The organism is Pseudarthrobacter sp. N5, assembly GCF_050157035.1.
Classification (GTDB): Bacteria; Actinomycetota; Actinomycetes; order Actinomycetales; family Micrococcaceae; genus Arthrobacter.
In genome coordinates, this window is the sequence record NZ_CP189593.1 from 2701708 (window position 1) to 2727984 (window position 26277).

The following is a 26277-nucleotide window of genomic DNA, read 5'->3' on the forward strand; positions in this document are numbered from 1 at the left end:
ACAACCATGGATACCCTGCCTGCACCGGACGACGGCGATGAAGCTGCTCCGCTCACCCCCATTCAGCTCCGCGAGTTGTATTCGCTGATGGTGGCCGTCCGCCATCTCGATACCTCGGCCGTGGCCTGGCAGCGGCAGGGAATCATCCCCGGTTATGCCCCCGAACTCGGCCAGGAAGCGGCCCAGGTGGGCAGCGGCTACACCGTGGACACCACCCGCGATTTTGTCTTTCCCACCTATCGCGAGATGGGTGTTGCCCGAGCAATGGGCGTGGACATGGTGGCGTACATGTCCACTCACAAGGCCACGTGGCATGGCGGCCTGTACAACCCGATGACGTCCCGGCTCGCCCCGATCCAGGCGGTGGTGGCCGGATCCGTGCTCCACGCGGTGGGTTGGGCACACGGCCAGACCCTGGATGGACGGGACGGTGTGGCCATGGCCTACTTCGGAGACGGCGCCTCGTCCCAGGGCGATGTCCACGAGGCCATGAACTTCGCCGCCGTGATGAAGACACCCGTGGTCTTTTTCACCCAAAACAACGGTTGGGCCATTTCCGTCCCCACCGAGCGGCAGGTGGCCGGCGGCTCGGTCGCAGCGCGCGCGGCGGGTTACGGCATTCCTGCCATCACCGTTGACGGGAACGACGTCGTCGCCGTGGTTGAGGCGACCAAGCGGGCTTTCGCGCACTGCCGGGCAGGCAAAGGCCCGGTATCCATCGAGGCGATGACCTACCGCCGCGGCCCGCACTCCACTTCTGATGACCCGGGGCGGTACCGTTCCCTCGACGACGAACGGGCGGACGCCGGAGCTGATCCGCTTGAACGGTTCCGGCAGCAGCTGCTGGCTGACGGCGTTGCCGACGAACAGTTCTTCGCCGATGCCCTCGCCGCAGCCAAGGCCGAAGAGGAAGCAATCCGGACCGGTATCGAAGCCCTCGCTTCCCGCCCCGGCACCGAAATGTTCAACCTGGTCTTCCAGGAAACCACCCCGGCCCTGCAGGCCCAGGCCACCAACTGGCGCAAGGAGTCTGAACATGTCTAATGCGATTCTTGAAGGCGAGGCAGGCGTGAGCGACGGTACCAGCCCGGCCAAAGGAACGGTCGAAATGTCCATGCAACAGGCGTTGAACCGTGCGCTGGATGAGGTCCTTGCCGAGAACCCCAAGGCGGTCATCTTCGGTGAGGACTGCGGCCGGCTTGGCGGAGTTTTCCGCATCACCGACGGGCTGCAGGCCAAACACGGCGAGGGCAGGGTGTTTGACACGCCGTTGGCCGAATCCGGCATCCTTGGCATGTCCGTCGGGCTGGCCATGGCCGGCTTCCACCCGATTCCGGAGGTTCAGTTCGACGGCTTCGCCTATCCGGCGATCAACCAGATCGTCTGCCAGATCGCCCGGATGAACTACCGCAGCCGGGGTACGCTGCCCATGCCCATCACGCTCCGGGTACCGAGCTTCGGCGGCATCCGGGCCCCCGAACACCACGGCGAGAGCCTCGAGGCACTTTTTGCCCACGTCCCCGGGCTCAAGGTCGTCTCGCCGTCGAACCCGCATGAGGCGTACCACCTGCTCAAGTTCGCCGCGACACGGCCGGACCCGGTCATTTTTATGGAACCGAAGTCACGCTACTGGCAGAAGGGCGAGGTCGACCTCGACGCCGGCAGCTCCCCCGGCGCCGGCGGCACCTCTGCCGCCGGCGAAAGGAACACCGGGGCCAAAGTCATGCGCGAGGGCCGGCACATTACCCTGGTCGCGTGGGGCGCCATGGTGGCCCGCTGCCTGCAGGTGGCCGAGCTCGCCGCGGAGGACGGGATCGACGTCGAGGTCCTGGACCTGCGCTGGCTCAAGCCGATCGATGAGGAAGCTCTGGCCGCCTCCGTGCGGAAGACGCGGCGCGCCGTCGTCGTCCATGAAGCTCCCCTGACTTCCGGTCTGGGCGCCGAGGTGGCGCAACTGATCACGCAGAACTGCTTCGATACCCTGAAGGCGCCTGTCGAGCGGGTCACGGGTTTTGACGTTCCGTACCCGTCCGGCGATCTGGAAGACGAATACATCCCGAACATTGACCGGATCCTCTTCGGTATCCAGCGAGTATTGGAGTACCGCCGTGGCTGAAATTTCCTTCCCGCTCCCCGACCTCGGCGAGGGCCTGATCGAGGCAACCGTGCTTGAATGGCTGGTTGCGCCCGGCGACCAGGTGGAGCGCAACCAGCCGCTCGTTGAGGTCGAAACCACCAAGTCGGCCGTTGAATTGCCCAGCCCGCAGGCAGGTAAGGTAGTGCGTATCCACGGCGGGCCCGGTGACAAAATCAACGTCGGCGAGCCCCTGATTGTGTTTGAGGTGCCGGACAACACCGCCGGCATCGTGGGCACGGTCCCGAAGGAAGAGGCACCGAAGCGCCGGGTCCGCCTGAGCGCCGTACTTGATGAGGACTGACACCATGAGCGGCAGACACACCGGCGAACAGCATTCCCACACCGTGGAGGGCACGGATCCCCAGCTGTATGTGGAAGTCCACGAGCCGGCTGCCGACGCCGGGCTCCGGCCAATCCTGCTGCTCCACGGATTTTCCTCTTCCAGCAAGCTGAACTGGGAGGACACCGGCTGGTTGTCGGCCCTGCTCGAAGCGGGCCGACGCGTCATCACCGTGGATCTGCCCGGCCATGGCCGGAGCGGCGCCCCGGAGGACCTGGACTCCTATGCGCCCAGCCGGATCCGCGCGGATCTGCTGCAGATAGCGTTCGACGCCGGCGTCCGGCCCCTGCGTGCAGGTGACCCTTCCAGCGGACTGGATCTGATCGGTTATTCACTGGGATCCAGGCTCGCTTGGGAATTCGGTGCCACCCAGCCGGAGCTGGTTCACCGCCTGGTGCTGGGCGGACCGAATGTTGCGGATCCCCTGGCTGCTTTTGACCTTGTTGCAGCCCAGCAACATCTGGCGGATGGCACACCTATTGCGGATGAATCGACAGCAGGGCTGCTCAAGATGGCACAGCTGCTGCCCAGCAACAACATTTTCGCGCTGCTCTCACTCGTCGAAGCCATCAAGGGCGAACCCTTTGATCCCGCCGAGGCGATACCGCACATGCCCATACTGCTGGTGGCCGGCCAGAACGACGACCGCGCCGCGTCCATGCCGGAGCTCGCCGCCCTGGGCGCCAAAGCAGGCTCCATGGTGGAACAACTCGTGCTGCCGGCGCGGAACCACGGCAACGCCGTGACCAGCCGGGCCTTCAAACAGGGCGCAATCGCCTTCCTGGGCAGCTGAATCCGGGCGCCCACGCTGCCTGACTCCGGGCGCCTAAGTCAGCCCGAAAGGCGCTCGGCGTCGCCGCACATGCGTTCAAGGACGCTGATAGCCGTGGCGTACTCGTCCAGGCCGATGCCCGCGGTCAGATCCTTGCGGCTCTGCTCCACCACGCTTTATGCCTCTCCGTGCCTGACCCGGCCGAGCTCGCTCAGCGAAAGTTGACCGTCCATCAGAATCACCAGGCCACAGCCAGCCAGCGCTGCCATTTCGCGCTCCTGGGAATCACCGCCGTCGGCCTTCCCAAATGGACGGAGCGCATCGCCGAGCCGGTCAGAGCTGATGGATCCGGCTGCCATTGTATTGACCGTCTGCCACTGGCGACGTGTCAGCAACAGCCGCGCAAGAGTTGCATCGGGGTGAGCCTCCAATGCGCTGTCGAGTCGCTTGAGCCAGTATCCAATGGGGCTGTTCACAGCGCCCATGCTGTCAGGAGGAAGCCGGCCGGGCAAGCTCTTTTCCTGGCCCGCCCTGCCGCCCGCAACCAGCCTGGCGGTAGGGTGGGACTACCGACGGATACACCGGGAGAGAGACCATGAGCATGCGTTTCGAAGACCGTGCGGAGGGCGGCAGACGGCTGGCGGCGGCCCTTCCACAATTCCGCGAACGGCCCGACACCATTATCCTGGGCCTTGCCCGCGGCGGTGTGCCCGTAGCGGCTGCTGCGGCCAAAGAACTGCACCTGCCACTCGGCACTATACTGGTGCGGAAGCTGGGGATCCCTGGCCACGATGAAACAGCCTTTGGTGCTCTGGCCTGGTCCGATGGAAGGATTGTCAGGGCGCTTAACCGGCCTTTGCTGGCGCGCATGCTGGAGCACGGAGTGCGCCGTGATTGGCTTGATCAAGTCGAAGCCCGCGAGCGCGCGGAGCTGGTCCGCCGCGCGGAGAGCTACCCCGGCATCAGCCACGACCTCCGCGGCAAGACCGCAGTCCTGGTTGATGATGGCCTGGCAACGGGCGCCACCATGCGCGCCGCGGTGGAAGCCGTCCGTGCCGCCGGCGCAGCCACAGTGATTGCTGCCTCCCCCGTAGGTTCGCTCGACGCGGAAAAATCCATCGCCCGGGTCAGCGACTTTGTCCTGTGCCTGCATCTGCCAGGCAAGTTCCGTGCAGTGGGTAGCTTCTACCGGCACTTTGAACAGCTGACTGACGACGACGCCATCGGGCTCCTGCGGGACAGCGGAGCCTGAAAACCAAGGATGCGGGCACCGACCCTGAGATCCCTGCCCGCACCGTTCTTGGTTAGTGTGCCCTCAGTGTTTGCTCACACCCAGGGGCCGGCCCTTGGTCTCTTTGGCCAGCACGACTCCGACGGCTGAAATGACACACAGAACCATGATGTAGATGCCGATGGAACCGGTCCATTTGGTGCTTTGAAGCAGGGATTCGGCGATGCTGGCGGCAAAGGCTCCGCCCAGGATGGCGCCGAAGGCGTAGCCGATGGAGATGCCCGAGTACCGGACATTTGCCGGGAACATTTCGGCATACATCGCGGACATGGGGCCGTAGGACAGGCCCAGGCCGATGGTCAGCACAAACAGCGCCACTCCGTACAGCACGATGTTTTTGGTATCGATCAGAGCGAACATCGGAATCATCCAGGCGAAGATGATCCCGTATCCGATGAGGAAGGTCTTCACCCGTCCGATCCTGTCCGAAAGCCAGCCTCCCACCAGCGTAAAGATCAGCCAACCGAATGAGGCCAGCGTGGTGGCGAGCAGGATTTGCGGGGTGGGCATTTTCAAGGACTTGGTGGCATAGGAAATAAAGAACGCGATCAACAGGTAACCGGCAGCGTTGTTGCCGATGAAGATCATCGTGGAGTACAGCACTGACTTCTTGTGGAACTTGAGAAGCTGGCCCAGGGGCGCTTTGCTCTCTTCCTTCCGTGCTGTCATCTCCTTGAAAACCGGGCTTTCAGCCACGGCGCGCCGGATGAGGTAACCCACAACGATCAGCACGATGGACAGCAGGAACGGGACACGCCAGCCCCAAGTGGCGAAGTCTTCCTTGGACATGCCGGTATTGAGGAAATACAGCAGCCCGGTGGCGAGGATCATGCCGACCGGAACGCCGATCTGCGGGTAGGCCCCGAACAGTCCGCGCTTGCTCTTGGGCGCGTGCTCTACCGCCATAAGGGCAGCTCCGCCCCATTCGCCACCCGCGGAGAATCCCTGGATGACACGGAGAGTGATGAGCAGGATGGGGGCCAGTACGCCGATGTCGTTGTACGTGGGCAGCATGCCGATCAAGGCGGTGGCCGCGCCCATCATGACCAGGGTGAAGACCAGCATGGCTTTGCGGCCCAGCCGGTCACCGAGATGCCCCGCCACGATCGCGCCAAGCGGACGGAACAGGAAGCTGATGCCGATCAGTGCAAACGCCAGGATCTGTGCCAGGCCCGGATTCGAGTTCTGAAGCGGGGTGAGGAAAAGCGGCGACAGCAGGGTGGCTGTCAACTGGGCGAAGATGAAGAAGTCGTACCACTCGATGGTGGTGCCCACCAGCGTGCCTGCAAGGACCTTGCGTTCCTCGCTCCTACTGCTGGGGCCTGCTTCTGAATCCACGGTGGAAGGTACGGTCATTTAAACTCCATTGTTGTGGGCAGCGGTACTGCCCAATAGACGCCTTCATGATTACCGACAGAACGGTCAGTTAGTTAGTAGGGTACTACGAAAATGTGACCGGGGACACGCCATCCCGATAAATGGCGTGGCCCCGGCCTGTATGACTTAGCCCTTGATCAGTCCTCGCGGGTCAGGAACTCACGGATCCTGGCCCGGACCGGCTCGCGGTCGTAGCTGTTGACCAATGCGCCGGCCATGCGGACGGGGTCGCCGAAGAAGAAGTACTCGTAGAGTGACTGGCGGCCGGAGAACCCGGAAATCGAGGCGTCGAAGGCCAGCTTGAACAGCCGGACGCGCTCGGGTCCGGTGAGGGTCTTGCCCTGCAGATACATCTCGATGTCCGCCCGGGCTTCGCTGTTCACGTCAGCCTCACCGGGCAGGGCCATCAGCCCGGAGGCGGAGAACTTGCGGATGATTTGGGGAAACCGCTGGGCGATCTTCGGGTACCAGTTCCGCGCGGCGTTCAGCGTGGCCCACTTCGGCAGCATGACTCCGGCTTCGTTGAGCTCGGCGTCGGCCTCGGAAGCCCGGACCAGCGCCTTGCCGATTTCGACGTCGACAATGAGCTCCGCGATGTCCTCCTGGATGTGCTGGAAGCCGTCGATGCCGATCGAGTCGGCCAGCTCGGAGGCCAGGCCCAGGAAGAACTCGCTCTTGGCGATGGTGCGCGTGACCACCTGGTGCGTCATCAGCGCGCCGGCGCCGGTCTCTGCGTAGAAGCCATTGCAGAGCTGCGGGTTGCCGAGCATGAAGATGCGCTCGTTCGGGACGAAGACGTTGTCGAAGATCGCGACGGCGTCCATTTCCTCATAGCGGGATGCGAGCGGCTCGTCGTGGGTACTTCCGCCGTTGTACAGTGAGGTGCGGCACAGATAGCGCAGGCCCGGAGCATCATTGGGGATGGCGAACGCGTAGGAGTAGGGCGCATCCTCCGGGGTCCCGCGCAGCACGGTGGAGGGGAACACGAGGAGCTCATCGGCAATCGGCGCGATCGTGGCCAGCATACGGGCGCCGCTGATGACGATCCCGTCCTCACGCTCCTCCACGATGCGGGCCGAGAGCTGTCCGCCGAGCTGCTCGGAGCCGGAGACCGAGCGGTTGACCTGCGGCGGGATCAGCGTGTGAGTCGCCAAAACGTCGTTCTCACGGGCCCATTCATAGTACTTGCGGATGTTTACGCCGAACTTGGGATCGGCCTGGGAGAACCATTTTTCCGCGGTGCCGAGGGCCGTCAGCGAGGAGTTCATATAGTCGCCGGAGCGGCCAAGGAAGCCGTTGGAGGATTCTGCCCAGGTGGAAATCGCGGCACGACGGCGCTCAAGGTCCTCGATGGTCTTCGGGACCAGGAAGGATGCATTGACCAGATCACCGGTGGTCGGTGAGGTGTAAGTCAACGCTTCCTGATACTTGGGGTCGTGCTGCATGTCAAAGAGCTTGGCGTAGGAACGCGCAACGTTGCGGAAGGCGGGATGCTCCGCGATTTTTTCGCCCACAACCTCGCCGTCGATTACCACGTGCGGGGTCATGCTGTTGAGCTTGTCAAGGTACTGCTGTCCGGTACGGATACCCATTGTTCTTCTCCAGTCATCGTTGAGCTGTGGTTGTTTCCGCCCGCCGGCGCTGGCGGCGGGAGTGTAGCTAGAGCAGGTCTTCCATCCCCAACTGACTCTCGGGGATGATGGTGAATCGGCTGTTGGCAAAGGCAAGTGCGTCGCCGTTGCGGTAGTTGAAATCCGCAACCTCGCCCAAATAGAGCGTGTGGTCGCCACCGTCGTAGGCTGCCCAAGGCCTGCACTCAAAGTAGGCGAGGACATTGGAAAGCCGCGGCGCCGTTTCGCTTTCCACCCACAGCGGCTCCGGACCCGGTTTGCCGGCGAAATGCATGGCCAGCTGCTGCTGTTCGGCGCCCAGGATGTTGACCGTGAACGGCCGCCCGGCAAGTTCGTTGTGGGCCTTGGTACTGCGCGCAATGCTCACCAGCACCAGCGGCGGATCCATGGAGACCGAGGTGAAGGAGTTCACGGTGATGCCGTGGCGTTTGGTCACGCCGTCGAAGGTGACGATCGCAACTCCGGTGGCAAAGCGCCCCAGGCTCCCCCTGAAGTGATGCGCTCTGGGGGCTGAGGCCCGTGCGGGGACATCCGGGGCGGCGTGCCCTTGTGGATTAGCAATCATCATCGATCCCTAGAGTTGTTGTAGGCTGCGGCGGCTGATGCGCCAGCTGCTTCGTGCAGGATGTTGTTTTAGAGTTGAAGTTCTATAGTTGAACGCGAAGTTCTTATATAGAACAGTACTCCATTGTGACCTGCCACACAAGAGAACTGCGCAGTTACATCCGGCACCCGCACCTAGGATGGACTTCATGAACCGCATTGGCCACAGCGCCTTGGACGCATCGTCACAGCCATCCGCGTCCCAGACACTGTCCCGTGGCATCCGCGCGTTGGAGATCCTGGCCGATGCCCAACAGCCCCTGACCATTGCAGAACTTGCGGACGCCTTGGGGGTCCATCGCTCCGTGGCCTACCGCATCCTGCGGACGCTTGAGGACCATTCCCTACTCATGCGCGACGACGCCGGACGTGTCCAGCCGGGCCCCGGCCTCGCGGTATTGGCGAGGGGTGTTTCCAGGGATCTTCAGACCGCGGCCCTGCCGGAGCTGACCATGCTGGCAAATTCCCTCAACATGACTGCCTTCGTTGCAGTCTGGGACCATCAGGACTGCACCACCTTGGTCACGGTGGAACCACGGCATTCAGCAGGCACCGTCGCACAGCACCCTGGCACCAGGCATCCCATCAACGCCGGAGCGCCCGGCATCGCCATCCAGTCCGCATTGTCTGAAGAGAGCTGGAACTCGCTCGCACCCGGGCTGGGTTACCGCACGGAAGCAACTGAAGCGCGGCGGCTGGGTTACGCGGCAAGCCATGATGAAGTGATCGCCGGATTATCCTCCCTGGCCGCCCCGATCAGGGTGCCCGGCGGGCATCCGGCCGCCATCGCCGTCGTATATATCCGGACCAGCCAGAACCAGGATGAGGTAGGCGCTGCCCTGGCCGCAAGTGCGGCCCGCATTGAAAGCCAGCTGAACTAGGTCCCACGCTGCGCGGCATTCATTGCCGGCAGGCCTTGACATTGCGGGGGAAATCAACGAGATTTATTTCGTATACGATTTCATACTCGATGAGGAGGTTGCGGTGAAAGCATTGTCGCACGAGACGATTGCGGGGGCAGGCAAGGTCATTGCCGTGCACATCAACTACCCCAGCCGGGCTGCGCAGCGTGGCCGGACACCCGAACAGCCGTCCTATTTCCTGAAGCCCTCTTCTTCGCTGAGCTTCAGCGGCGGCACCGTGGAACGCCCGGCCGGCTGTGAACTGCTGGCTTTTGAAGGCGAAGTGGCACTGATCATCGGCACAGCCGCCCGCCGGGTCACCATCGAAGAAGCGTGGAGCCATGTTGCCTTCGTCACCGCCAGCAATGATCTGGGCGTTTACGACCTCCGCTACGCGGACAAAGGCTCCAACCTCCGGTCCAAAGGCGGCGACGGTTTTACGCCTATTGGACCGGGACTCATCCCGGCCCAGGAGGTGAACCCGGCAGCCCTTCGCATCCGCACCTGGGTGAACGGTGAAGCAGTCCAGGAGGACAGTACCGGCACCCTCTTGTTTCCGTTCGCGAGGCTTATCGCCGATCTTTCCCAGCTGCTGACCCTTGAAGCAGGGGACGTCATCCTCACCGGGACCCCGGCCGGTGCCTCCGTTGCCACGCCTGGCGATCTCGTTGAGGTCGAAGTTGATGTGCCGGGAACCGGAGTGAGCAGCGGCAGGCTGTCCACCACGGTCACCGAAGGGGACATACCGCTGGGCGACTTCGGGGCCCAGCCAAGGACCGACGGCACCCAGCGTGCCGAGGCTTACGGAACTGACGAAGCGCCCCGGACCTCAGTACTTACCCCGCAGCTCAAGGCCAAGCTCGCCTCGGTTGCCACAGCCACGCTGAGCTCACAGCTCCGCAAGCGCGGCCTGAACAACGTCAGCATTGACGGACTGCAGTCCACCCGGCCTGACCACAAAGTTGTTGGATTGGCACGCACGCTGCGTTACGTGCCCAACCGGGAGGATCTGTTCAAAGCCCACGGCGGCGGATTCAACGCCCAGAAGCGTGCCATCGATTCCCTGAAGGATGGTGAAATCCTGGTCATGGAAGCCCGCGGCGAGAAAGGCACCGGAACTGTCGGGGACATCCTTGCACTCCGGGCGCAGGTCAAGGGTGCCGCAGCAATCATCACCGACGGCGGCGTCCGGGACATCACTGCCGTTGCCGGACTGGAACTGACAACCTACTACGCCAATGCGCACCCTGCCGTCCTGGGCCGCCGCCATATCCCCTGGGACGTGGACCTGACCGTCTCCTGCGGCGGTGCCACAGTCCAGCCTGGCGACATCATCGTCGCTGACGCCGACGGCATCCTGGTCATCCCGCCGGCTCTGGCCGAGGAAGTCGCAGACGACTCCATCAGCCAGGAGCATGAAGAGACGTACATCGCCCAGATGGTGGCCGCCGGCAACAGCGTCGACGGGCTGTACCCGATGAACAAGGAGTGGAAGTCCAAGTACAGAGACTGGTCCATTACCAACCCGGCGCCTTCCTACTCTGCAGCCGGCCGGCCATGACCATCCAGGAATCAACCAGCAAGTCCGAGCAGGCCTATGCGGCTATCAAGGACAAGATCCTCGACGGGGGCTACTCCCCCGGTTACCGGCTGGTGCTGGCCAAACTGGCCGATGATCTGGGCTTCAGCGTGGTCCCCGTCCGCGAGGCGATCCGCCGGCTGGAGGCCGAAAGTTTTGTCACGTTCGAGCGAAATGTCGGCGCCACCGTGGCCGGCATTGAACCCACCGAATACCTCTACACCATGCAGACGCTGAGCATCATCGAAGGTGCTGCAACAGCGCTTTCCGCCCGGCTGATCACGCAGGCGGACATCGAGCGGGCCCGGGCCATCAACACGGAAATGCGCGAGTGCCTGGAGAACTTCGACCCCGTCCGGTTCACCACGCTCAACTCGGATTTCCACAGCGTGCTGTTCGAAAACTGCCCCAACCCGCACATCCTGGACCTGGTCCACCGTGGCTGGAACCGGCTCAAGGCGTTGCGGTCCTCCACCTTCAGTTATGTTCCTGGCCGCGCCAAAGAGTCAGTGGCCGAACACGAGATGCTGCTTGTGCTGCTGGAAAGCGGCGCTCCGGCCGACGACGTCGAACGCGCCGCACGCGCGCACCGCGCCGCCACCCTCGAGGCCTATCTGGCGCACAGGCGCAACGATGCCCCCGCGGCTCTGGCCCAGCTGTACTAGGCAACTTTCTTTCCCCCTGCCGTTCCCATCCCCATCTCCATCAACTCGTGCAGATGCAAAGGACACCTTCCATGGCTGAGCATTACATCCCCGAAAACCTCCCCACCCGGATCCAGCACTACATCAACGGTGAGTTTGTTGATTCCGTCAGTGGCAGAACCTTCGAGGTGCTGGATCCGGTATCCAACACCAACTACGCCACCGCCGCCGCCGGCCAGAAAGAGGATGTCGACCTCGCCGTGGCAGCTGCCCGCGAGGCCTTCACCAACGGGCCGTGGCCGCGGATGAAGCCGCGCGAACGCGCCCGTGTGCTGAACAGGATCGCCGACGCCGTCGAGGCACAGGAGGCGCGTCTGGCCGAGCTGGAAACGTTTGACTCCGGCCTGCCGATCACCCAGGCCCGCGGCCAGGCCCTGCGCGCGGCGGAGAACTTCCGCTTCTTCGCGGACCTGATCGTGGCCCAGTTCGACGACGCCATGAAGGTCCCCGGCTCGCAGATCAATTACGTCAACCGCAAGCCGATCGGCGTCGCCGGCCTCATCACACCGTGGAACACCCCGTTTATGCTGGAGTCCTGGAAACTGGCCCCGGCGCTGGCCACAGGCAACACAGTGGTACTCAAGCCAGCCGAGTTCACCCCGCTCTCGGCGTCACTGTGGGCCCCGATCTTCAAGGATGCCGGCCTGCCGGACGGTGTGTTCAACCTGGTCAATGGCCTAGGCGAAGAAGCCGGCGACGCCCTGGTCAAGCACCCCGACGTTCCGCTGATTTCCTTCACCGGCGAGACCACCACGGGCCAGACCATCTTCCGCAACGCGGCTGCCAATCTCAAGGGCCTGTCCATGGAGCTCGGCGGCAAGAGCCCCTGCGTGGTCTTCGCCGACGCCGATCTGGATGCCGCCATCGACTCCGCCCTGTTCGGTGTTTTCTCGCTCAACGGCGAGCGCTGCACGGCAGGATCCCGGATCCTGGTGGAACGCGGCATCTACGATGAATTCTGCGAGAAGTACGCCGGTCGGGCCAAGAACATCGTCGTCGGCGATCCGCACGATCCGGCCACCGAAGTGGGTGCGCTGGTTCACCCGGAGCACTACAACAAGGTGATGTCCTACGTGGAGATCGGCAAAGGCGAGGGCCGGCTCCTGGCCGGCGGCGGGCGCCCGGAGGGGCTGGAGACCGGCAACTACGTGGCACCCACAGTGTTTGCCGATGTGAAGCCCGACGCGCGGATCTTCCAGGAGGAGATCTTCGGGCCTGTCGTCGCCATCACTCCTTTCGACTCCGATGAGGAAGCCCTTGCGCTGGCCAACGGCGTCAAGTACGGCCTGGCCGCCTACATCTGGACGCAGGACCTGACCCGGGCGCACAACTTCGCGCAGGACGTAGAGGCGGGCATGGTGTGGCTGAACAGCCACAATGTCCGCGATCTGCGTACCCCGTTCGGCGGCGTCAAGGCATCCGGCCTGGGCCACGAGGGCGGCTACCGCTCCATCGATTTCTACACCGACCAGCAGGCCGTCCACATCACCTTGGGCACCGTGCACACGCCCAAATTCGGCGCTTCCACCACCGCCCGCTAACAAGCCACAGCTCAAAGAGGAGTACGCCATGACAAATTTCCTTCCCACCCCCAGCGTCCCGGCCCCGGATATCGTCCGCTGCGCCTACATGGATCTGGTGGTCACCGATCTTGCCAAATCCCGCGAGTTCTACGTGGACGTGCTGGGCCTGCACATCACCGAAGAGGACGAGAACGCGATCTACCTGCGCTCCCTGGAAGAGTTCATCCACCACAACCTGGTGCTGCGCAAGGGTCCGGTGGCCGCCGTCGCTGCTTTCGCCTACCGCGTGAAGTCACCCGCTGAGGTGGATGCCGCCGAGGCCTATTACAGGGAACTGGGCTGTCGCACAGAGCGCCGCAAGGACGGCTTCTCCAAGGGCATCGGCGATTCCTTGCGGGTAGAGGATCCGCTGGGCTTCCCCTACGAGTTCTTCTACGAGACCGAGCACGTGGAGCGCCTGACCCGCCGCTACGACCTCTACAACGCCGGCGAACTGGTCCGCCTGGACCATTTCAACCAGGTCACCCCTGATGTGCCCAAGGGCCGTGCATACCTGGAGGATCTGGGTTTCCGTGTCTCGGAGGACATCAAGGACTCTGACGGAGTCACCTACGCGGCCTGGATGCACCGCAAGCAGACGGTGCACGACACCGCCCTGACCGGGGGCGACGGCCCCCGCATGCACCACGTTGCCTTCGCCACGCACGAGAAGCACAACATCATCCAGATCTGCGACAAGATGGGCGCCCTGCGCATCTCGGACCGGATCGAGCGCGGCCCCGGCCGACACGGCGTCTCCAACGCCTTCTACCTCTACGTTCTGGATCCCGACGGCCACCGCATCGAGATCTATACGCAGGACTACTACACCGGCGATCCGGACAACCCCACTGTCACCTGGGACGTCCACGACAACCAGCGCCGCGACTGGTGGGGCAACCCTGTTGTCCCCAGCTGGTACACCGACGCCTCGCTGGTGCTGGATCTGGACGGTAATCCGCAGCCGATCGTGGCCCGAACGGACAACAGCGAAATGGCCGTGACAGTGGGTGCCGATGGTTTCTCCTACACCCGCGAGCCCGGCGAGGAACGCGGCTTCAAGGTAGGCAATCAGCTCTGACGCAGCCCGGCGGGGGGCGGCCGTCGGTCTCCACGGAAGCAGACTGCCAGCCGCTCCGCTACCGTTCCAGCAACCTCAGTAAGGACAAAAATGCTTGACGACGAAACCATCATTGCCATCGCCGACGAATTAGTTGATGCTGGCCGCACCCGGACGCCGGTGAAGAGGTTGACGGAACGGTACCCGGACATGACCGTGGAGGATTCCTATGCCGTGCAGCGGCTGTGGCGCCGCCGAAACGAGGAGGCCGGGCGGAAGCTGGTGGGCCGAAAGATCGGCCTGACATCCAGGGCCATGCAGGCCGCCACAGGCATCACCGAACCCGACTACGGTGCCATCTTCGATGACATGGTGCTGGAGACCGGCTGTTCAGTGCGATGGGAGCAGTACACGCATCCCAGGGTGGAGGTGGAACTGGCATTTGTGCTCAAGACGGACCTGGCCGGACCCGGTTGCACCATTTTCGACGTCCTGAACGCCACCGACTATGTGGTTCCGGCCCTCGAGATCCTGGATTCCCGGATCGAGATGGAGGGCCGGACCATCGTGGACACCATTGCGGACAACGCGGCCATGGGCGCCATGGTGGTGGGCGGAAATCCTGTCCGGCCTGACGCGGTCGATCTCCGCTGGGTATCCGCGATCCTTTACAAGAACCAGACCGTGGAGGAGACCGGGGTCGCCGCCGGCGTCCTGGACCATCCGGCCAACGGCGTGCACTGGCTCGCCAACAAGATCGCGGCCCATGGCGACGGCATGAAGGCCGGCGACATTATCCTCGCAGGCTCCTTCACCCGCCCGCTGTGGGTAGATAAAGGTGACACTGTCCATGCCGACTACGGACCGCTGGGAGCTATCACATGCCGTTTCGAGTAGAACCGGAGCAGTCCTTCAAGGACGCCCTCGCCTCTGCCGCCAGGCCGCTTGCCGGAATGTGGGTCTGCTCCGGCAGCCCGCTGGTGGCCGAGATCTGCGCCGGCGCTGGCCTGGACTGGCTGCTCATCGATGCCGAACACAGCCCCAACGGGCTCGAATCCATCCTCGCGCAGCTTCAGGCCGTCAGGGGATATCCGGTCACCGCCGTCGTACGCCCACCGGTCAATGACGCCGTCCTGATCAAGCAGTACCTGGATCTGGGAGTCCAGACGCTGCTGATACCCATGGTCCACACCGCCGACGACGCCGCTGCCGCCGTCGCCGCGGCACGCTACCCGCCGCTCGGTGTCCGCGGTGTCGGCTCGGCCTTGGCACGGTCCGCCCGGTGGAACCGCATCCCGGACTACCTGGCCCGGGCTTCGGACACCGTCACGGTCATTGTGCAGGTCGAATCGGTCCAGGCCGTGGAGAATGCCTCGTCTATCGCCGCTGTCGAGGGGATCGACGCGGTGTTTGTGGGCCCCTCGGATCTGGCCGCCTCGATGGGCCTGCTCGGACAGCAGGACCACCCGGATGTGGTGGCCGCCGTTGAAAGCACCATCCGCGAGGTCAAGTCCGCTGGCAAAGCGGTAGGGGTCAATGCCTTCGCCGAGACCACCGCACGCCGCTACCTTGCTGCCGGCGCAGACTTCATCCTTGTCGGTGCAGACGTGGCGCTGCTGGCCAGGGGCAGCGAAGGTCTGGCAGCCACCTACATCCCCGATCCATCCACCCGCCCCGGCACGCCCGCCAGCTACTAGCAGTGGCAGCCACCGACGCGGGCAGAAAGGAGTTCCCAGAAGAATATCCATGACCATGATCTTCCTCCGACTACTGGATGATCGCCGTTCTCGCTGGCCAGGCGGCGGATCCGATGCGATCGGTGTGCTCGCTCTTTGACGATGTGCGCACATCCTATCCGAAAGTTCACTGCCGGAATCTGGCCGGCCTTCGCGCGGCGATCCTACGCCGCGGTCCGGCGCCTGAGTTGACGGACCACGACGGCGGCCGCCCCCAGCAGGAACAGCACCGTTGCGGCGCAGACAGGCACCAGGAGTGCCTTCGAATAGCCCTGGCTCTGAGCGAGCTGCCCTGCAACGGACGAGCCCAGTGCCGTGCCGGCGACAATGCCGCTGGCCAGAGCTGTCATCACAGTGCCTAGCCGCCCGGCGGGTGCCACCAGCCCGCCAATGGCAAAAACCGTGACCATGACCGGACCAACAGGCAACCCCAGGACCAGCAGCACCAGAATCATCGGCAGAACCGACGACGGCAGAAGCAGCAGCAAGGAGAGTCCTGCCATCAGAGCCGCGCTGGCCATCCAACGGGACGTCACGCCGAAACGTCGCGGCCAGAACGCCACCGATAGCGCCGTCGCTGCCGAGCTAAGACCCATAACGGCGTACAGCAGCCCCGCGACTTCCGAGGTGGCGAAACCTGCCGAGAAGGCACTCAGAGCCGTTTGCATGGAGCCGAAGAAGGTTCCCATGCACACCATTGCCAACACTGGCAACGCGACGGCCGCGAACGCGCCCACTCGGCCGCGGCCGGTACCCGCTCCCCCTGCGCCCTGGCCACCCGGCGCTGCGACAGAGTGTGAAGATCGCCGGCGACGGGCCGAGGGAACAACGGCGGAATGTGTGCGGTGTACAGCGAACGCCGGAACCAGGGTGATAGTCAGCGCCGCCGCGAATGCCAGCGGCAGCCAGGGTGCGATCAGGCTGGCCAGGATGCCTACCAACGCGGGGCCCAGCACAAATGTGAGCTCATCGGCGGTGCTCTCATAGGACAGCGCCGTATCAAGGTCGGTGCTTTTGTTGTCACGGCTGCCCTGGGATGTGAGTGCCATCCAGCGCACGCGGGCAAGCGGGCCCACCTGCGGACAGCTGGCCCCGGCAATGACAGCTGCCGCGAAGACGGGGGCGGCGGCGCCAAAATCGTCGACGCCGGGAATCGTGTAGGCGGCGAAGACGACGGCCAGCACCGCCAGAGCGTTGAAAACAGCAGCGAAGAGCAGCACCGGACGCTGGCCGAGGCGGTCTGCCAGTGCACCGATGACCGGTGCCCCCAGGGCCGAGCCGATACCCACGGCCCCCGCAGCCATGCCGCCGGTGGCGTACGAGCCGCTCACTGAAGTGATGAGCGTCAAGGCCCCGACGGTCAGCATGGCGAGTGGCAAGCGGGCGAACAGGCCAAGGGGAATGAAGCCTTTACCAGCCAGCGCCGGGAGACGGGCAAAGCGGCTGGAGGGGCGCGCCGATTCCGCTGAATCGGTAGATTCGCTAGTTGAGGGGCGCTGATCTGTGGGGCGCTGAGACGCCGTAGAGGGAGTCAAGGTTCCGGGCTCGTTCAGTAATGCGCATCGTCCCTCCTCCCGATGCGCGCAACCCGGTAACTCTCCAAGCATAGCCGAAGGCGGTTGCGGGCCGCCTATCCTGCAAGCTCTCCGTCAGAGATGTGCAGGGTAGAGCCATTGCGTCCCTTGACCACCTGGAGCTGAGTGCCGATCCGTTGTTTCATTTCGCCCACATGGCTCACCAGACCCACCACGCGTCCGCCGTCGCGCAGGCCCTCGAGCGCATCCATGACCTGTTCGAGGGCCTGTTCATCCAGGCTGCCGAACCCTTCGTCCACAAAGAGCGTCTCGATATCGACGCCGCCGGCCTCCTGCTGCACCACATCCGCCAACCCCAGGGCAAGAGATAGGGACGCCATAAAGGATTCCCCGCCTGAGAGCGTGGAGGTGTCCCGCCGGTGGCCGGTCCACTGATCCACCACTTCCAGTCCCAGTCCAGATTTGGCGCCCCTGGCCGCCTTGGCATCTGTGTGCTGCAGCGTGTACCGGCCATCGCTCATGGCCACCAGCCGTTCGGAGGCGGCAAGTGCTACCTGTTCAAGCCTCGCCGCCAGCACATAACTGTTCAGGCTCATCCGGTAGCTGTTTTCTCCCCGCCCGCAAGCGGCGTCGGCAAGCGCAGTCAGTAGTTCCGCCTGTTCCCGTGGCACGCGTCCTGCCGTGGCGGCATCCTCAAATTCACGGGAAATCCTTCCGAGCGTTTCCCGGGATCTTGCGGCGAGTCCCGAAGCCAGCACCGCTTCGCCCGCTGTCTGCCTGGCTTGCGCTTCCTCCTCACGCAAAGTTTCAAGTTCGGATTCGTCAATGGTGGAGCCCTCGTGGAGCTCCGCCGCCGCGAGCCTGAGATCTTCGCTGGCGAACAGTTCCGCGATCCGCGCCTGTTCATCCTGCCCGGCCCGGACTTCTGCCAGCAGTGCCGCCGCCTCGGCTTCTCCCACCAGTCCGGCTTTAGCCGCCGTGGCCGTCTGGAAGCCCGCAGCCGGCAGGGCAAGTTCGAGCTGCCGACGCGCCTCTGCGGCCTGCAGCGCGGCCTGTTCACATTGCGCCTGTGCGGCCTCGGCCCGTTCGAGGCTCCCGGCAGCAGCCGTGATGGCGCATATCCGCACCGCGAGGTTGGCATGACCCGCACGAAGCACAGACAGAGCCGACTCGAGCGTGGTGGACTGCTCCCGCACTTCAGCCACTGTGGATTCGGCCTGCGCAGCACCGGAAAGCGCCGCGGCCCTGGCTGAAGTGACGGCCTCGATTTCCGCCTCCAGTTCCGACTGCCGGAGCCGGCAGCCAGCCAGCTCCTTGACCGCCCGTTGTGCCTCCGCCGCGGCTTCATGCGCGGCGGCTGCGGCCTTCCGAGCGTCCTCGGCCGGTGTGTCGCCGCCTTGACCTGCCAGCACGGCAACGTGTTGCCGTGCTGCTGTCACTTCCAGCTCGAGCGCGGTCAGCGCCACTTCTGCGGTCTCACAACTGTCACGTGCGACTTGCTCTGCTTCCGCCATGCCGAGTGCTGAAGCGGCCGACGGTGCAGGCGCCGGATGATCGGGACTTCCGCACACCGGGCAGGCACCGCCGTCTGTCAGCTGGGCAGCAAGCTCGGCGGCGGCGTTGGCCAGCCGTTCCTCCCGGAGATCCAACCAGCTCTGCCTGAGCCCGAGGTGTTCATCCCTGGCTTCGCGGTGACGCCCGGCAATGACGGCGCACTCCGAAACAGCCTTGCCATAACGGCGCACAACGTCCACGAGTTCATCAGCGGCCGCTGCTTCCTTGGTGCGCAGCACAGCCTCTGCCGCCCGTTCCTCCAGGGGCTGGATTCCGGCCGCCAGCGCCTCAGACTCAACCAGCCGCGCCTCCAGGGCTCCGGCGTGGGTCCGGCTGGCGGCTATGAATGACTGGCGCGAAGATTCCACCGCTGTGACACGGCTGCGCAGCTCTGCCAGCCGTTGTTCGTCGCCGAGGCGGGCTTCCACAACGGCCTGGAGACTTCTCAGCCTGCCGAGTTCCGGGGAGATGTGGACCGTGTCAGGATCAAGGTGGGCCAGTTCAGGCTCGGACTGCACAGCAAGCCGGAGCTGCCGGGTTGTGTCTTCCCTACCCCGGGCTGCACTGACCAGCACGGTTTCCGCGGTGTCAACAGCTTGCAGTTGACCTCCGAGGACCTCCGCTTTCCGGTGTCGCTCCAGCCGTGAAACGCTAAGCTGCAGTGCAGGAGCCCCTGCTTCGGCCGCTGTTCTTCTGCTCACGGCAGCCGCCAGCCTGAGCTGTCTCGCAGAGCGTGCTGCCCCGGCTTCGAACCGTCCGTTGCTGACGCGGCTCGCCTTTTCCGCCGCTGCCGCAGCGGCAACGAGCTCCGCGACACGCGCCGATGCTGCGGTTTCCAGCCAGCCAAGCAGTGCCGCACCACCTTCCTGCCTCCGGGATTCCGCGGCATCCAGGAGAAGTGGCGCAGCCTCGGATTCGGCCCTGGAAACCATCAGCGCCAGTTGGTCATTGAGGCTTGCCACGTCTGAGCGGGCGTTTTGTGCCTGCCGGGTGAGCTCTTGCTCCACAGCCTCGAAACGGTGAGTTCCGAATAGTTTCTGGAGCAAATCGAGACGGTCAGTCGCTTTGGACCGCAGGAACGCGGCAAAGTCGCCCTGAGGCAACATCACGACCCGGGTGAACTGCTCCCTGTCCATGCCGAGGATGGCGGTGATTTCGGCTCCTGCTTCGTCGATACGGCCTGACTTTTCAGTCCACATCCCGTCGACGCGTTCGCGCAGGAGCGTGTGCGCCTGCTGCGTGGTAAAGCCGTTTTTGCCCCGGGCACTGGGTTTTTCCCATGCCGGTGACCGGGACACTTCAAAATGACGTCCGCGTGCAGAAAATTCACAAGTGACACCGGGCTCGAGCGCAGCGGCAGCGTGGTCGCTGCGCAGTCTCTTGCCATCCTGGCGGGCACCAGGAACGGAACCGTAGAGGGCAAAGCAGATGGCATCCAGGACGCTGGTCTTGCCGGCGCCTGTAGCACCGTTGAGCAGGAAGAGCCCATGCGCGCTGAGCCGGTCGAAGTCTATTTCCTCGGTGCCGGCAAACGGGCCGAAGGCGGAGATTTCAAGTCGATGGATCCTCACAGTGACACCTCCTGCAGACGGACGTTGTCCAGCGCAAAGGAAAGGGCTGCGCGTTCGGACTCATCCGGCAGACGGCCGGTGACGTGGTCCAGAAAACCGCAGCAGACGGACAGATCGTCGGCTGCCTCGGCCAGGCGGCTACTGTAGCTCGTTTTGGCTGCGGCCACGCTTCCTTCAGGGTCAAAACCAAGGACAAGCGTGTCCGGAAAGCGGGCGCGCAGCCGCTCCATGGCCTGGGCAGGCCGCTGGGCATCCGTCAGCGTAATCTGGCAATAGGCATCCTCTGCCCAGCCATACTCCTCCGAGCCCAGCAGTTCTGCGAGGCGTCCCCGGAAGACAGCAAGCTTGCGCGGCGCATCCCAGAGGACATCGGTTACCGCGGTGACCCCCGACGGGCCGACGTCGATCAGCCAGCTGCCCTTCAGGTGCTTCGCCTCGGAAAACGAGTACGCCAGCGGCGAGCCGGAGTACCTGACTTCGGCATTGAGCGATTGCCGCCCGTGAAGATGGCCGAGCGCGGTGTAGCTGAAGCCCTCAAATAGATCCAACGGCACTGCACCGACGCCGCCGATGCTCAGATCACGTTCGCTGTCCGAGCCGATGCCCCCACTGGCGAATGTATGGGCAAGCACGATTGAGTGGACAGTTCCGCTCGCGCGCCGCCGCCGAAGGTCCTCGCGGATCCGCTCTGTGGCCGCCCTGGTGACCTCGAAGTGGCTCGCCGTTTCCACGCCGAGCTGCTCTGCGACAAGACGCGGCTCCAGCCAGGGGATTCCGTAAATCGCCAGCACCGGATCGGTCCCGGCGCCAGTCCCGTCGCCTGCTCCGTCGCCCGTTCCGTCGCCCAGCGGCAGCACCAATGGCTTGTCCAACTCTGCGAGCCTGGTGCGCAGATGGACCCCGCCGCGTTCCAACAGCCGGGATGCAAATCCCAGCCTGATAGCGGAATCGTGGTTACCGCTGGTCAGCAATACCTGCGCTCCGGCGCCGGTCAGCCGGACCAGCGCGTCATCGAGCAGACCGACAACGTCAACACCGGGCAGTGCGCGGTCGTAAACGTCGCCCGCGATGAGGACGACGTCTACGGTTTTTTCGCGGACACAGGCAACCAGCTGGTCGATGAAGGACCGCTGGGCATCCAGCATGCCGACGCCGTGAAAGGAACGGCCGAGGTGCCAGTCTGATGTGTGCAATATCCGCATATTCACACGTTATCCGCTGGCTCTGACATTCTCCGCACCGACGCCTTGGGCGGAGAGCCAAGGCCTACTGGCTGCTTTTTCCGTCGAAGAAATCCTGTGCGTCGCCGCCCGGTCCACGGTCGTTTTCAGTGCCCGCTGCGCCGGAAGCGGTTGAGGCACCTAACGTCCTGGAATTCTTGCGGTCAGGCACGGGTGCGGCCTCGGCGAGAGCTGCATCATCCACGTCGTCCTCGAGCCCATCGTTATCGAGTTCGTCGTCGACGGGGTCAACGTCAGCAAGGTCAGCACCGGCGCCTCCAGCACCAAGTGGCACGGCGGCCGGCGTCTCGGCGAAACCGCGGAAGACCAGCCCGGCAATGGCTGCACCGACCAGGGGTGCAACCCAGAACAGCCAGAGCTGCTCGAGGGACCATGAGCTGCTGAAGAACGCAGAAGCAGCCGCTCTGGCCGGGTTGAACGGAGTGTTTCCGACTGCCTGTCCAAGCTGGAGCAGCACAGCAAGGGTCAGACCGACGGCGAACGGCGCGGCAGCCTTGTGTACGTTCCTGCGGGCAGTTGCACCAAGGAAAACAGCGACCAGGAGTGCGGCCCCGAGCACTTCCACCAGCAATACGCCGGCCATCGGCGCCTGGATGATGGAATGCTCGCCGAAGCCCGCCGTGACGGTATCGAATGCTGTTCGTGTGTCCTTAATAGTCGGGACGGTGCGCAGAATGCCGAACAGGGCCAGCGCACCAACGCCGGCACCCACCAGTTGGGCGCCAATGTACGCAGCGGCCTCCGGAAGACGGATCCTGCCCGCGATGGCATTGCCAACGGTGATAGCCGGATTGAAATGCCCGCCGGAAATGTACGCGAATGCCAGCATGGCAGCCGTTACGCCGAGACCGGCGGCAAGCGATGCGGACATCGGGTTGGACGACGGGATGCTGAAGAGGGGGACGCCCAGTCCAACCATCACCAGGAACAGCGTGCCGAACACTTCTGCCGACAACCGGGCAACCAGTCCAGGGCTGAACGAAGCATCAGCACCTGCGGGCGGCGGGGTGTTGTCAGCGTGGTGCGCGGACAGAGGGAAGGTCATTTTCGCTGGTTCCTTTGTTTGCTTGCGTTTCGGTGGATAAGGCTGTCCAGTCGGGTGCAGCCTTTGCATTCTGCCAACAGAGTCTGGACAGTTGCTGGATGCGGGCCTAGCGCCCCAGAACTATCGCGGCGGTCGCCGTCAGGCCGAGTGTGAGAACGGACACTGTGGCCACCTGCAGCAGATACGGCGAGGGCGACTCCTGCCGTCCGCGCAGCTGCCTGGATCTGGCCCACAGGCATAAGCAAAAAACCACGGTGACAGCGGCCGAGGTCAGGGCGCATACGCCCTGGAAATCCGGCATCCGCGAAGATCCTGCCAGCAGCCAGCTGCGCCAGATAAACAGATCAACAACCAGAAGCGTCAGCAGTGTCCGGCGCCACGCAAGTAAGGTCCGTTCCGGTTGGAGACCGCTGTCGCGGACGGGCGCGTGCGTCAACGGGCCACGAGGATAAGGACGCCGAATGTGATGGCGGCGAGCGCCACGACTATGGTCATCACCAGCATCACGGCCGAGAATGGGAGCTCGCGGTCCTGGCGCATAGCGGCCTCCATCCTCCCCCAGCGCCGATACGAGAGCGCGGCCAGACCGGCGCCGATCAGGGCCAAGATCACGCAGAGTGTTACCCGGACCGGTGGCGGGGCAATGTCCGGAGTCAGCTGGTCGATGGCCACACCGCCCGCCAGCAAGGCCAATGAGGTCCGGATCCACGCCAGAAAGGTACGTTCGTTGGCCAGCGAGAAACGGTAGTCCGGTGTTTTCCCTGTCTTGCGCCACGCTGGTTCCCGCACGTACTTCCTCCTGTCCTAGGTCGGTTAGTATCTCCGGCCGCCTAAATTCCATCACACCTCGCCCGGTCCACTGTAGCGGTGGCCCGGTTACCGTCAGGGTAAATTACTTTCATGAGCATTGAATCCGGCATCCACACGGTGCCGTCCCCGGAATCACGCATCCACGGCTGCCTCCTGGGCGGTGCCCTGGGTGATTCCCTGGGATACGCCGTCGAGTTTGATGCCATCACGGCCATCCGCGAACGGTTCGGCGCTGTTGGGCTACAGGACTTTTCAGCGCTCGACGGCGGCAGTCACTTTTCTGACGACACCCAGATGACGCTTTACACGGTTGACGGGCTGGTGGAGGCACTGGAGTGGGCAAATTCCGGGGTGGGCGCCGACGCAAATGCCTGCCTGTGGCTTGCCTATCTGCGGTGGCTCGGCACACAGGGCGGAACGGTGCCACCCGCGGCGCCTGTACCCCAACAGCGCTGGATCGATGCCCAGCAAGTGCTCAAACACCGACGCGCACCCGGAAATGCCTGTCTGAGCGGACTTTCCACAGGCGAAATGGGCACGGTGTACCGCCCGGTTAATCCCCAGTCGAAGGGGTGCGGTACCGTCATGCGCTCGGCGCCTTTCGGCCTGATTCCACACATCGGCGCCAACGCAGTGTACAAACTGAGCTCTGATGCAGCGGCGCTGACCCACGGGCATCCGTCAGCGCGCCAAAGCGCAGCGTACTTCAGCATGCTCATCCATCATCTGGTTGAAGGTTTGGGTCTCCAAGCGGCTGCCGCCCAAGTACTCGGAGGCTTGCGGGCAGACGCCGCCGCCGTCCCGGAACTCGTGGAGCGGCTGGAGGCGGCGGTCCGTCTCGCTGCCGAGGCACAAGACCCGGAAGTACCCCACGGCGTACTGGATCCGGAGGGACTCGTGCGCGAACTCGGCGAGGGATGGGTCGCGGAGGAGGCGTTCGCCGTCGCGCTTTATGCAGTGCTGGCGACTGCGCCAAAAGGGGCGGACCATAGCCACCCGGAGGAGCACTTCAGGGCAGCGGTTGTTCTCGCCGTCAACCACAGCGGGGACAGCGACTCCACCGGCTCCATCGCAGGAAACATCCTGGGAGCCTACTACGGGGAGGAATGCCTGCCGGCGGAGTGGTTGGAAGTTCTCGAAGCGCCTGAGGTGATCCGCGGGATGGCGGCGCAGCTGGTGGCCGTCACAACCGGCTGAGCGTCACGTTGTTGCAGGCCTCGCAAACATCTTCCGGGATCATTCCGTGTCGTTGAAGGAAACCGAAGACCGCGCACCCCAGGCAAAAACCGGCGAAAGCTTCCAGAGCTGCAGCCGCGATCAGCACGGCAAGCACTGACCAGGCCGCCGGGTCAAGACCAGCCGCCAACAGCACGACCGCTGCCGTGGACATGGCCGCGCCGATCCCCTGGGCGAAGCGCTTGGGCGGGCCTGGCACCAGCTTGGCGCGGCCCAGCCGGGGTGCCAGTACCTTGACCGAGAGCAGCGCCAGCGGCGAAACCCTGGGGCCGAACAGCAAACGCAGCCAGAACCCGACGGCAATCGCCGCCAGGCCCCAGGCGAAGCCGGTGAGAAGTGTCGCCAGCGCCAGGAGCACCACCAGCCCGGCGGTAATCCGGGCCGCGTATTCATTGACCGGGTTGGGGAAAGCAAAGACCACACGCCACTCCATGCCGGCCTTCGAAGGTGCCGCCGGAGTCTGGAGATCGATCGGTTTGCTCATGCTGCAAGGCTAGGAGTCCAGCTTCGCTTGCGGAAGATTTATTGCGCCGTGTGAACTTTGGCGCCCGATGCGCCGCCAACCATCTGCATGAACTCACCTTCGGACAGCACCTCTATCAGCTGGCCCCGGTCATGCAGCTCCAGTACCCGCCGCGCCTTGCCGGTCAGCCGCCCCGAACGCAGATCCGAGGCAGCAAATCCGTCTCCCACCACTAAGACGGTGGTACGGGCAGTTACCCGGCTTTCCGGCCGGGCGCCGAACTCCGCCGATCGGACTTTGGCTTCCGGGCGGGGCATAGCCAGCTGGCCAGTGAACACCACGGTCTGGCCGAACAGCGGGTGCCCCGGCTCGGCGTTGTGGTTCGGGGCAGGGTTGGCGCCTTCTTCCGGCCAGCCGCTCTGGTACGGCCGGACAAGATCGGCAACGTTTCCGTTTACAGCACCCAACGCCGTCAACGTCGCCTTGGACAGCGCATCCAGCGCCGGATCAAAAGCCTGCTGGTGAGGGACCGCGAGGCCCAGGGAAAGGAACAGCTCGGCAACGCTGTTGGCACCGTTCCGGCCGGCAATGTCAATTAATATGCCAGCGCACGCCCGAGCGTCCTCCGCTGCATCGTGGTGGTTGACCAGGGGCACGCCGGCCTCTTCAGCGGCAAACGGCAGCGAGTTCGACACCAGCGAATAACAGCGCCGGGACAGCATCACGGTGCAGACGTAGTCATAGGCGGGCCCGGGCAACCCTGAAACTTCAAGACCGGAGCGGATAACCCCGAGATCAAACGCAGCATTGTGCGCCGCCAGAACGTCGTTGCCGATGAAAGCGCCGATTTCGGGGAACAGCTCGCCGAACCTGGGAAGCCCGGCTACATCCTCCGAGCGGATGCCGTGGATGCGCACGTTGTGGTGGTCAAAGCGGTCATGGTTTTCCGGCGGACGCATCAGCCACGAGGCTTCCTCAACCACCATGCCACCCCGGACTTTGGTGAGGCCAACAGCGCAGGGTGAACCTCGGAAGCCATTGGCCGTCTCGAAGTCGATCGCCGTAAAATCCAAACCCACGGCTCAACTTTACCGCCGCGCAGCACCACCCCGGTGCCACCGGAGCGGC

At 64.2% G+C, this 26277-nt stretch carries 25 protein-coding genes; 13 read left to right on the plus strand and 12 right to left on the minus strand.

Annotated features, from left to right (window positions below; all coding sequences use genetic code 11):
• The first annotated feature begins 6 nt into the window (after positions 1-6).
• From ACQCST_RS13040 to ACQCST_RS13055, 4 genes are all read left to right on the plus strand, one after another.
• Entirely contained in the window at positions 7-1044 is a 1038-nt protein-coding gene (locus ACQCST_RS13040) for a thiamine pyrophosphate-dependent enzyme (RefSeq protein WP_426996185.1), read from the plus strand.
• 64 nt (positions 1045-1108) lie between these two features.
• Positions 1109-2116, plus strand: coding sequence for an alpha-ketoacid dehydrogenase subunit beta (locus ACQCST_RS13045; protein ID WP_426999176.1), 1008 nt, complete (start codon positions 1109-1111; stop codon positions 2114-2116).
• Positions 2109-2438, plus strand: a complete 330-nt coding sequence (locus ACQCST_RS13050; RefSeq protein ID WP_056426240.1) for a biotin/lipoyl-containing protein — start codon at positions 2109-2111, stop codon at positions 2436-2438. Before ACQCST_RS13045 ends, ACQCST_RS13050 begins: the two co-directional genes overlap by 8 nt.
• A 4-nt stretch (positions 2439-2442) precedes the next feature.
• Entirely contained in the window at positions 2443-3270 is an 828-nt protein-coding gene (locus tag ACQCST_RS13055) for an alpha/beta fold hydrolase (RefSeq protein ID WP_426996186.1), read from the plus strand.
• Positions 3271-3425: 155 nt separating this feature from the next.
• Here ACQCST_RS13055 and ACQCST_RS13060 read toward each other — a convergent pair whose 3' ends face one another.
• On the minus strand, positions 3426-3725 hold the full coding sequence (locus ACQCST_RS13060; RefSeq protein WP_426996187.1) for a MarR family transcriptional regulator: 300 nt from the start codon (positions 3723-3725) through the stop codon (positions 3426-3428).
• Positions 3726-3844: 119 nt separating this feature from the next.
• On the opposite strand from ACQCST_RS13060, the gene ACQCST_RS13065 reads away from it, so the two are divergent.
• The gene (locus ACQCST_RS13065; RefSeq protein ID WP_426996188.1) at positions 3845-4501 is read left to right on the plus strand and encodes a phosphoribosyltransferase; all 657 of its coding nucleotides are present in this window, start codon (positions 3845-3847) and stop codon (positions 4499-4501) included.
• A 63-nt stretch (positions 4502-4564) separates the two neighbouring features.
• On the opposite strand, the gene ACQCST_RS13070 is transcribed toward ACQCST_RS13065, so the two are convergent.
• From ACQCST_RS13070 to ACQCST_RS13080, 3 genes are all read right to left on the minus strand, one after another.
• Positions 4565-5896 (minus strand): MFS transporter, encoded by a 1332-nt coding sequence (locus tag ACQCST_RS13070; protein WP_426996189.1) that lies wholly within the window; start codon positions 5894-5896, stop codon positions 4565-4567.
• Between the two features lie 158 nt (positions 5897-6054).
• The gene (hpaB, locus tag ACQCST_RS13075; RefSeq protein ID WP_426996190.1) at positions 6055-7509 is read right to left on the minus strand and encodes a 4-hydroxyphenylacetate 3-monooxygenase, oxygenase component; all 1455 of its coding nucleotides are present in this window, start codon (positions 7507-7509) and stop codon (positions 6055-6057) included.
• 67 nt (positions 7510-7576) lie between these two features.
• A complete protein-coding gene (locus tag ACQCST_RS13080) occupies positions 7577-8116 on the minus strand; it encodes a flavin reductase family protein (protein WP_426996191.1) in 540 nt (179 codons plus the stop codon).
• Positions 8117-8300: 184 nt separating this feature from the next.
• Here ACQCST_RS13080 and ACQCST_RS13085 point away from each other — a divergent pair, with 184 nt between their 5' ends.
• The 7 genes from ACQCST_RS13085 to ACQCST_RS13115 all read left to right on the plus strand — a co-directional run bounded on the left by ACQCST_RS13085 (position 8301) and on the right by ACQCST_RS13115 (position 15655).
• Positions 8301-9032, plus strand: coding sequence for an IclR family transcriptional regulator (locus tag ACQCST_RS13085; RefSeq protein ID WP_426996192.1), 732 nt, complete (start codon positions 8301-8303; stop codon positions 9030-9032).
• Positions 9033-9135: 103 nt separating this feature from the next.
• Complete coding sequence (locus ACQCST_RS13090; protein ID WP_426996193.1) at positions 9136-10614, plus strand: fumarylacetoacetate hydrolase family protein; 1479 nt, start codon at positions 9136-9138, stop codon at positions 10612-10614.
• Entirely contained in the window at positions 10611-11297 is a 687-nt protein-coding gene (locus ACQCST_RS13095) for a GntR family transcriptional regulator (RefSeq protein WP_426996194.1), read from the plus strand. Before ACQCST_RS13090 ends, ACQCST_RS13095 begins: the two co-directional genes overlap by 4 nt.
• A 71-nt stretch (positions 11298-11368) precedes the next feature.
• Positions 11369-12877 carry a 5-carboxymethyl-2-hydroxymuconate semialdehyde dehydrogenase gene (gene hpaE, locus ACQCST_RS13100; RefSeq protein ID WP_426996195.1) on the plus strand — a complete coding sequence of 503 codons (1509 nt, stop codon included), beginning with the start codon at positions 11369-11371 and terminating at the stop codon, positions 12875-12877.
• A 28-nt stretch (positions 12878-12905) separates the two neighbouring features.
• Positions 12906-13979, plus strand: coding sequence for a 3,4-dihydroxyphenylacetate 2,3-dioxygenase (gene hpaD / locus ACQCST_RS13105; protein ID WP_426996196.1), 1074 nt, complete (start codon positions 12906-12908; stop codon positions 13977-13979).
• A gap of 90 nt (positions 13980-14069) precedes the next feature.
• Complete coding sequence (gene hpaH / locus ACQCST_RS13110; protein WP_426996197.1) at positions 14070-14855, plus strand: 2-oxo-hept-4-ene-1,7-dioate hydratase; 786 nt, start codon at positions 14070-14072, stop codon at positions 14853-14855.
• Positions 14840-15655, plus strand: a complete 816-nt coding sequence (locus ACQCST_RS13115) for an HpcH/HpaI aldolase family protein (RefSeq protein WP_426996198.1) — start codon at positions 14840-14842, stop codon at positions 15653-15655. The genes hpaH and ACQCST_RS13115 overlap by 16 nt, the downstream gene beginning before the upstream one ends.
• Before the next feature lie 203 nt (positions 15656-15858).
• On the opposite strand, the gene ACQCST_RS13120 is transcribed toward ACQCST_RS13115, so the two are convergent.
• From ACQCST_RS13120 to ACQCST_RS13145, 6 genes are all read right to left on the minus strand, one after another.
• Entirely contained in the window at positions 15859-17229 is a 1371-nt protein-coding gene (locus ACQCST_RS13120) for an MFS transporter (protein WP_426996199.1), read from the minus strand.
• A 95-nt stretch (positions 17230-17324) separates the two neighbouring features.
• Complete coding sequence (locus ACQCST_RS13125; RefSeq protein ID WP_426996200.1) at positions 17325-20354, minus strand: AAA family ATPase; 3030 nt, start codon at positions 20352-20354, stop codon at positions 17325-17327.
• On the minus strand, positions 20351-21556 hold the full coding sequence (locus ACQCST_RS13130; RefSeq protein WP_426996201.1) for an exonuclease SbcCD subunit D: 1206 nt from the start codon (positions 21554-21556) through the stop codon (positions 20351-20353). The genes ACQCST_RS13125 and ACQCST_RS13130 overlap by 4 nt, the downstream gene beginning before the upstream one ends.
• A gap of 64 nt (positions 21557-21620) precedes the next feature.
• Positions 21621-22640 carry an MIP/aquaporin family protein gene (locus tag ACQCST_RS13135; protein ID WP_426996202.1) on the minus strand — a complete coding sequence of 340 codons (1020 nt, stop codon included), beginning with the start codon at positions 22638-22640 and terminating at the stop codon, positions 21621-21623.
• Between the two features lie 106 nt (positions 22641-22746).
• The gene (locus ACQCST_RS13140) at positions 22747-23076 is read right to left on the minus strand and encodes a DUF202 domain-containing protein (RefSeq protein WP_426996203.1); all 330 of its coding nucleotides are present in this window, start codon (positions 23074-23076) and stop codon (positions 22747-22749) included.
• On the minus strand, positions 23073-23429 hold the full coding sequence (locus ACQCST_RS13145) for a YidH family protein (RefSeq protein ID WP_426996204.1): 357 nt from the start codon (positions 23427-23429) through the stop codon (positions 23073-23075). The genes ACQCST_RS13140 and ACQCST_RS13145 overlap by 4 nt, the downstream gene beginning before the upstream one ends.
• 111 nt (positions 23430-23540) lie before the next feature.
• Between ACQCST_RS13145 and ACQCST_RS13150 the strand changes: the two genes are divergently transcribed.
• Positions 23541-24647, plus strand: a complete 1107-nt coding sequence (locus ACQCST_RS13150) for an ADP-ribosylglycohydrolase family protein (RefSeq protein WP_426996205.1) — start codon at positions 23541-23543, stop codon at positions 24645-24647.
• Here the strand turns inward: ACQCST_RS13150 and ACQCST_RS13155 are convergent.
• Complete coding sequence (locus ACQCST_RS13155; protein WP_426996206.1) at positions 24634-25170, minus strand: DUF4395 domain-containing protein; 537 nt, start codon at positions 25168-25170, stop codon at positions 24634-24636. The two genes, ACQCST_RS13150 and ACQCST_RS13155, sit on opposite strands and share 14 nt — an antisense overlap.
• A 38-nt stretch (positions 25171-25208) precedes the next feature.
• Positions 25209-26228 (minus strand): exonuclease domain-containing protein, encoded by a 1020-nt coding sequence (locus tag ACQCST_RS13160; protein ID WP_426996207.1) that lies wholly within the window; start codon positions 26226-26228, stop codon positions 25209-25211.
• Positions 26229-26277: the final 49 nt, after the last annotated feature.

What these genes read in the sequence shown, in the direction of transcription:
- ACQCST_RS13040 (WP_426996185.1), top strand. Translation starts at nt 7, where the DNA reads ATGGATACCCTGCCTGCACCGGACGACGGCGATGAAGCTGCTCCGCTC.
- ACQCST_RS13045 (WP_426999176.1), top strand. Translation starts at nt 1,109, where the DNA reads ATGTCCATGCAACAGGCGTTGAACCGTGCGCTGGATGAGGTCCTTGCC.
- ACQCST_RS13055 (WP_426996186.1), top strand. Translation starts at nt 2,443, where the DNA reads ATGAGCGGCAGACACACCGGCGAACAGCATTCCCACACCGTGGAGGGC.
- ACQCST_RS13065 (WP_426996188.1), top strand. Translation starts at nt 3,845, where the DNA reads ATGAGCATGCGTTTCGAAGACCGTGCGGAGGGCGGCAGACGGCTGGCG.
- ACQCST_RS13070 (WP_426996189.1), bottom strand. Translation starts at nt 5,896, where the DNA reads ATGACCGTACCTTCCACCGTGGATTCAGAAGCAGGCCCCAGCAGTAGG.
- hpaB (WP_426996190.1), bottom strand. Translation starts at nt 7,509, where the DNA reads ATGGGTATCCGTACCGGACAGCAGTACCTTGACAAGCTCAACAGCATG.
- ACQCST_RS13080 (WP_426996191.1), bottom strand. Translation starts at nt 8,116, where the DNA reads ATGATGATTGCTAATCCACAAGGGCACGCCGCCCCGGATGTCCCCGCA.
- ACQCST_RS13085 (WP_426996192.1), top strand. Translation starts at nt 8,301, where the DNA reads ATGAACCGCATTGGCCACAGCGCCTTGGACGCATCGTCACAGCCATCC.
- ACQCST_RS13095 (WP_426996194.1), top strand. Translation starts at nt 10,611, where the DNA reads ATGACCATCCAGGAATCAACCAGCAAGTCCGAGCAGGCCTATGCGGCT.
- hpaE (WP_426996195.1), top strand. Translation starts at nt 11,369, where the DNA reads ATGGCTGAGCATTACATCCCCGAAAACCTCCCCACCCGGATCCAGCAC.
- hpaD (WP_426996196.1), top strand. Translation starts at nt 12,906, where the DNA reads ATGACAAATTTCCTTCCCACCCCCAGCGTCCCGGCCCCGGATATCGTC.
- hpaH (WP_426996197.1), top strand. Translation starts at nt 14,070, where the DNA reads ATGCTTGACGACGAAACCATCATTGCCATCGCCGACGAATTAGTTGAT.
- ACQCST_RS13115 (WP_426996198.1), top strand. Translation starts at nt 14,840, where the DNA reads ATGCCGTTTCGAGTAGAACCGGAGCAGTCCTTCAAGGACGCCCTCGCC.
- ACQCST_RS13130 (WP_426996201.1), bottom strand. Translation starts at nt 21,556, where the DNA reads ATGCGGATATTGCACACATCAGACTGGCACCTCGGCCGTTCCTTTCAC.
- ACQCST_RS13135 (WP_426996202.1), bottom strand. Translation starts at nt 22,640, where the DNA reads ATGACCTTCCCTCTGTCCGCGCACCACGCTGACAACACCCCGCCGCCC.
- ACQCST_RS13150 (WP_426996205.1), top strand. Translation starts at nt 23,541, where the DNA reads ATGAGCATTGAATCCGGCATCCACACGGTGCCGTCCCCGGAATCACGC.
- ACQCST_RS13155 (WP_426996206.1), bottom strand. Translation starts at nt 25,170, where the DNA reads ATGAGCAAACCGATCGATCTCCAGACTCCGGCGGCACCTTCGAAGGCC.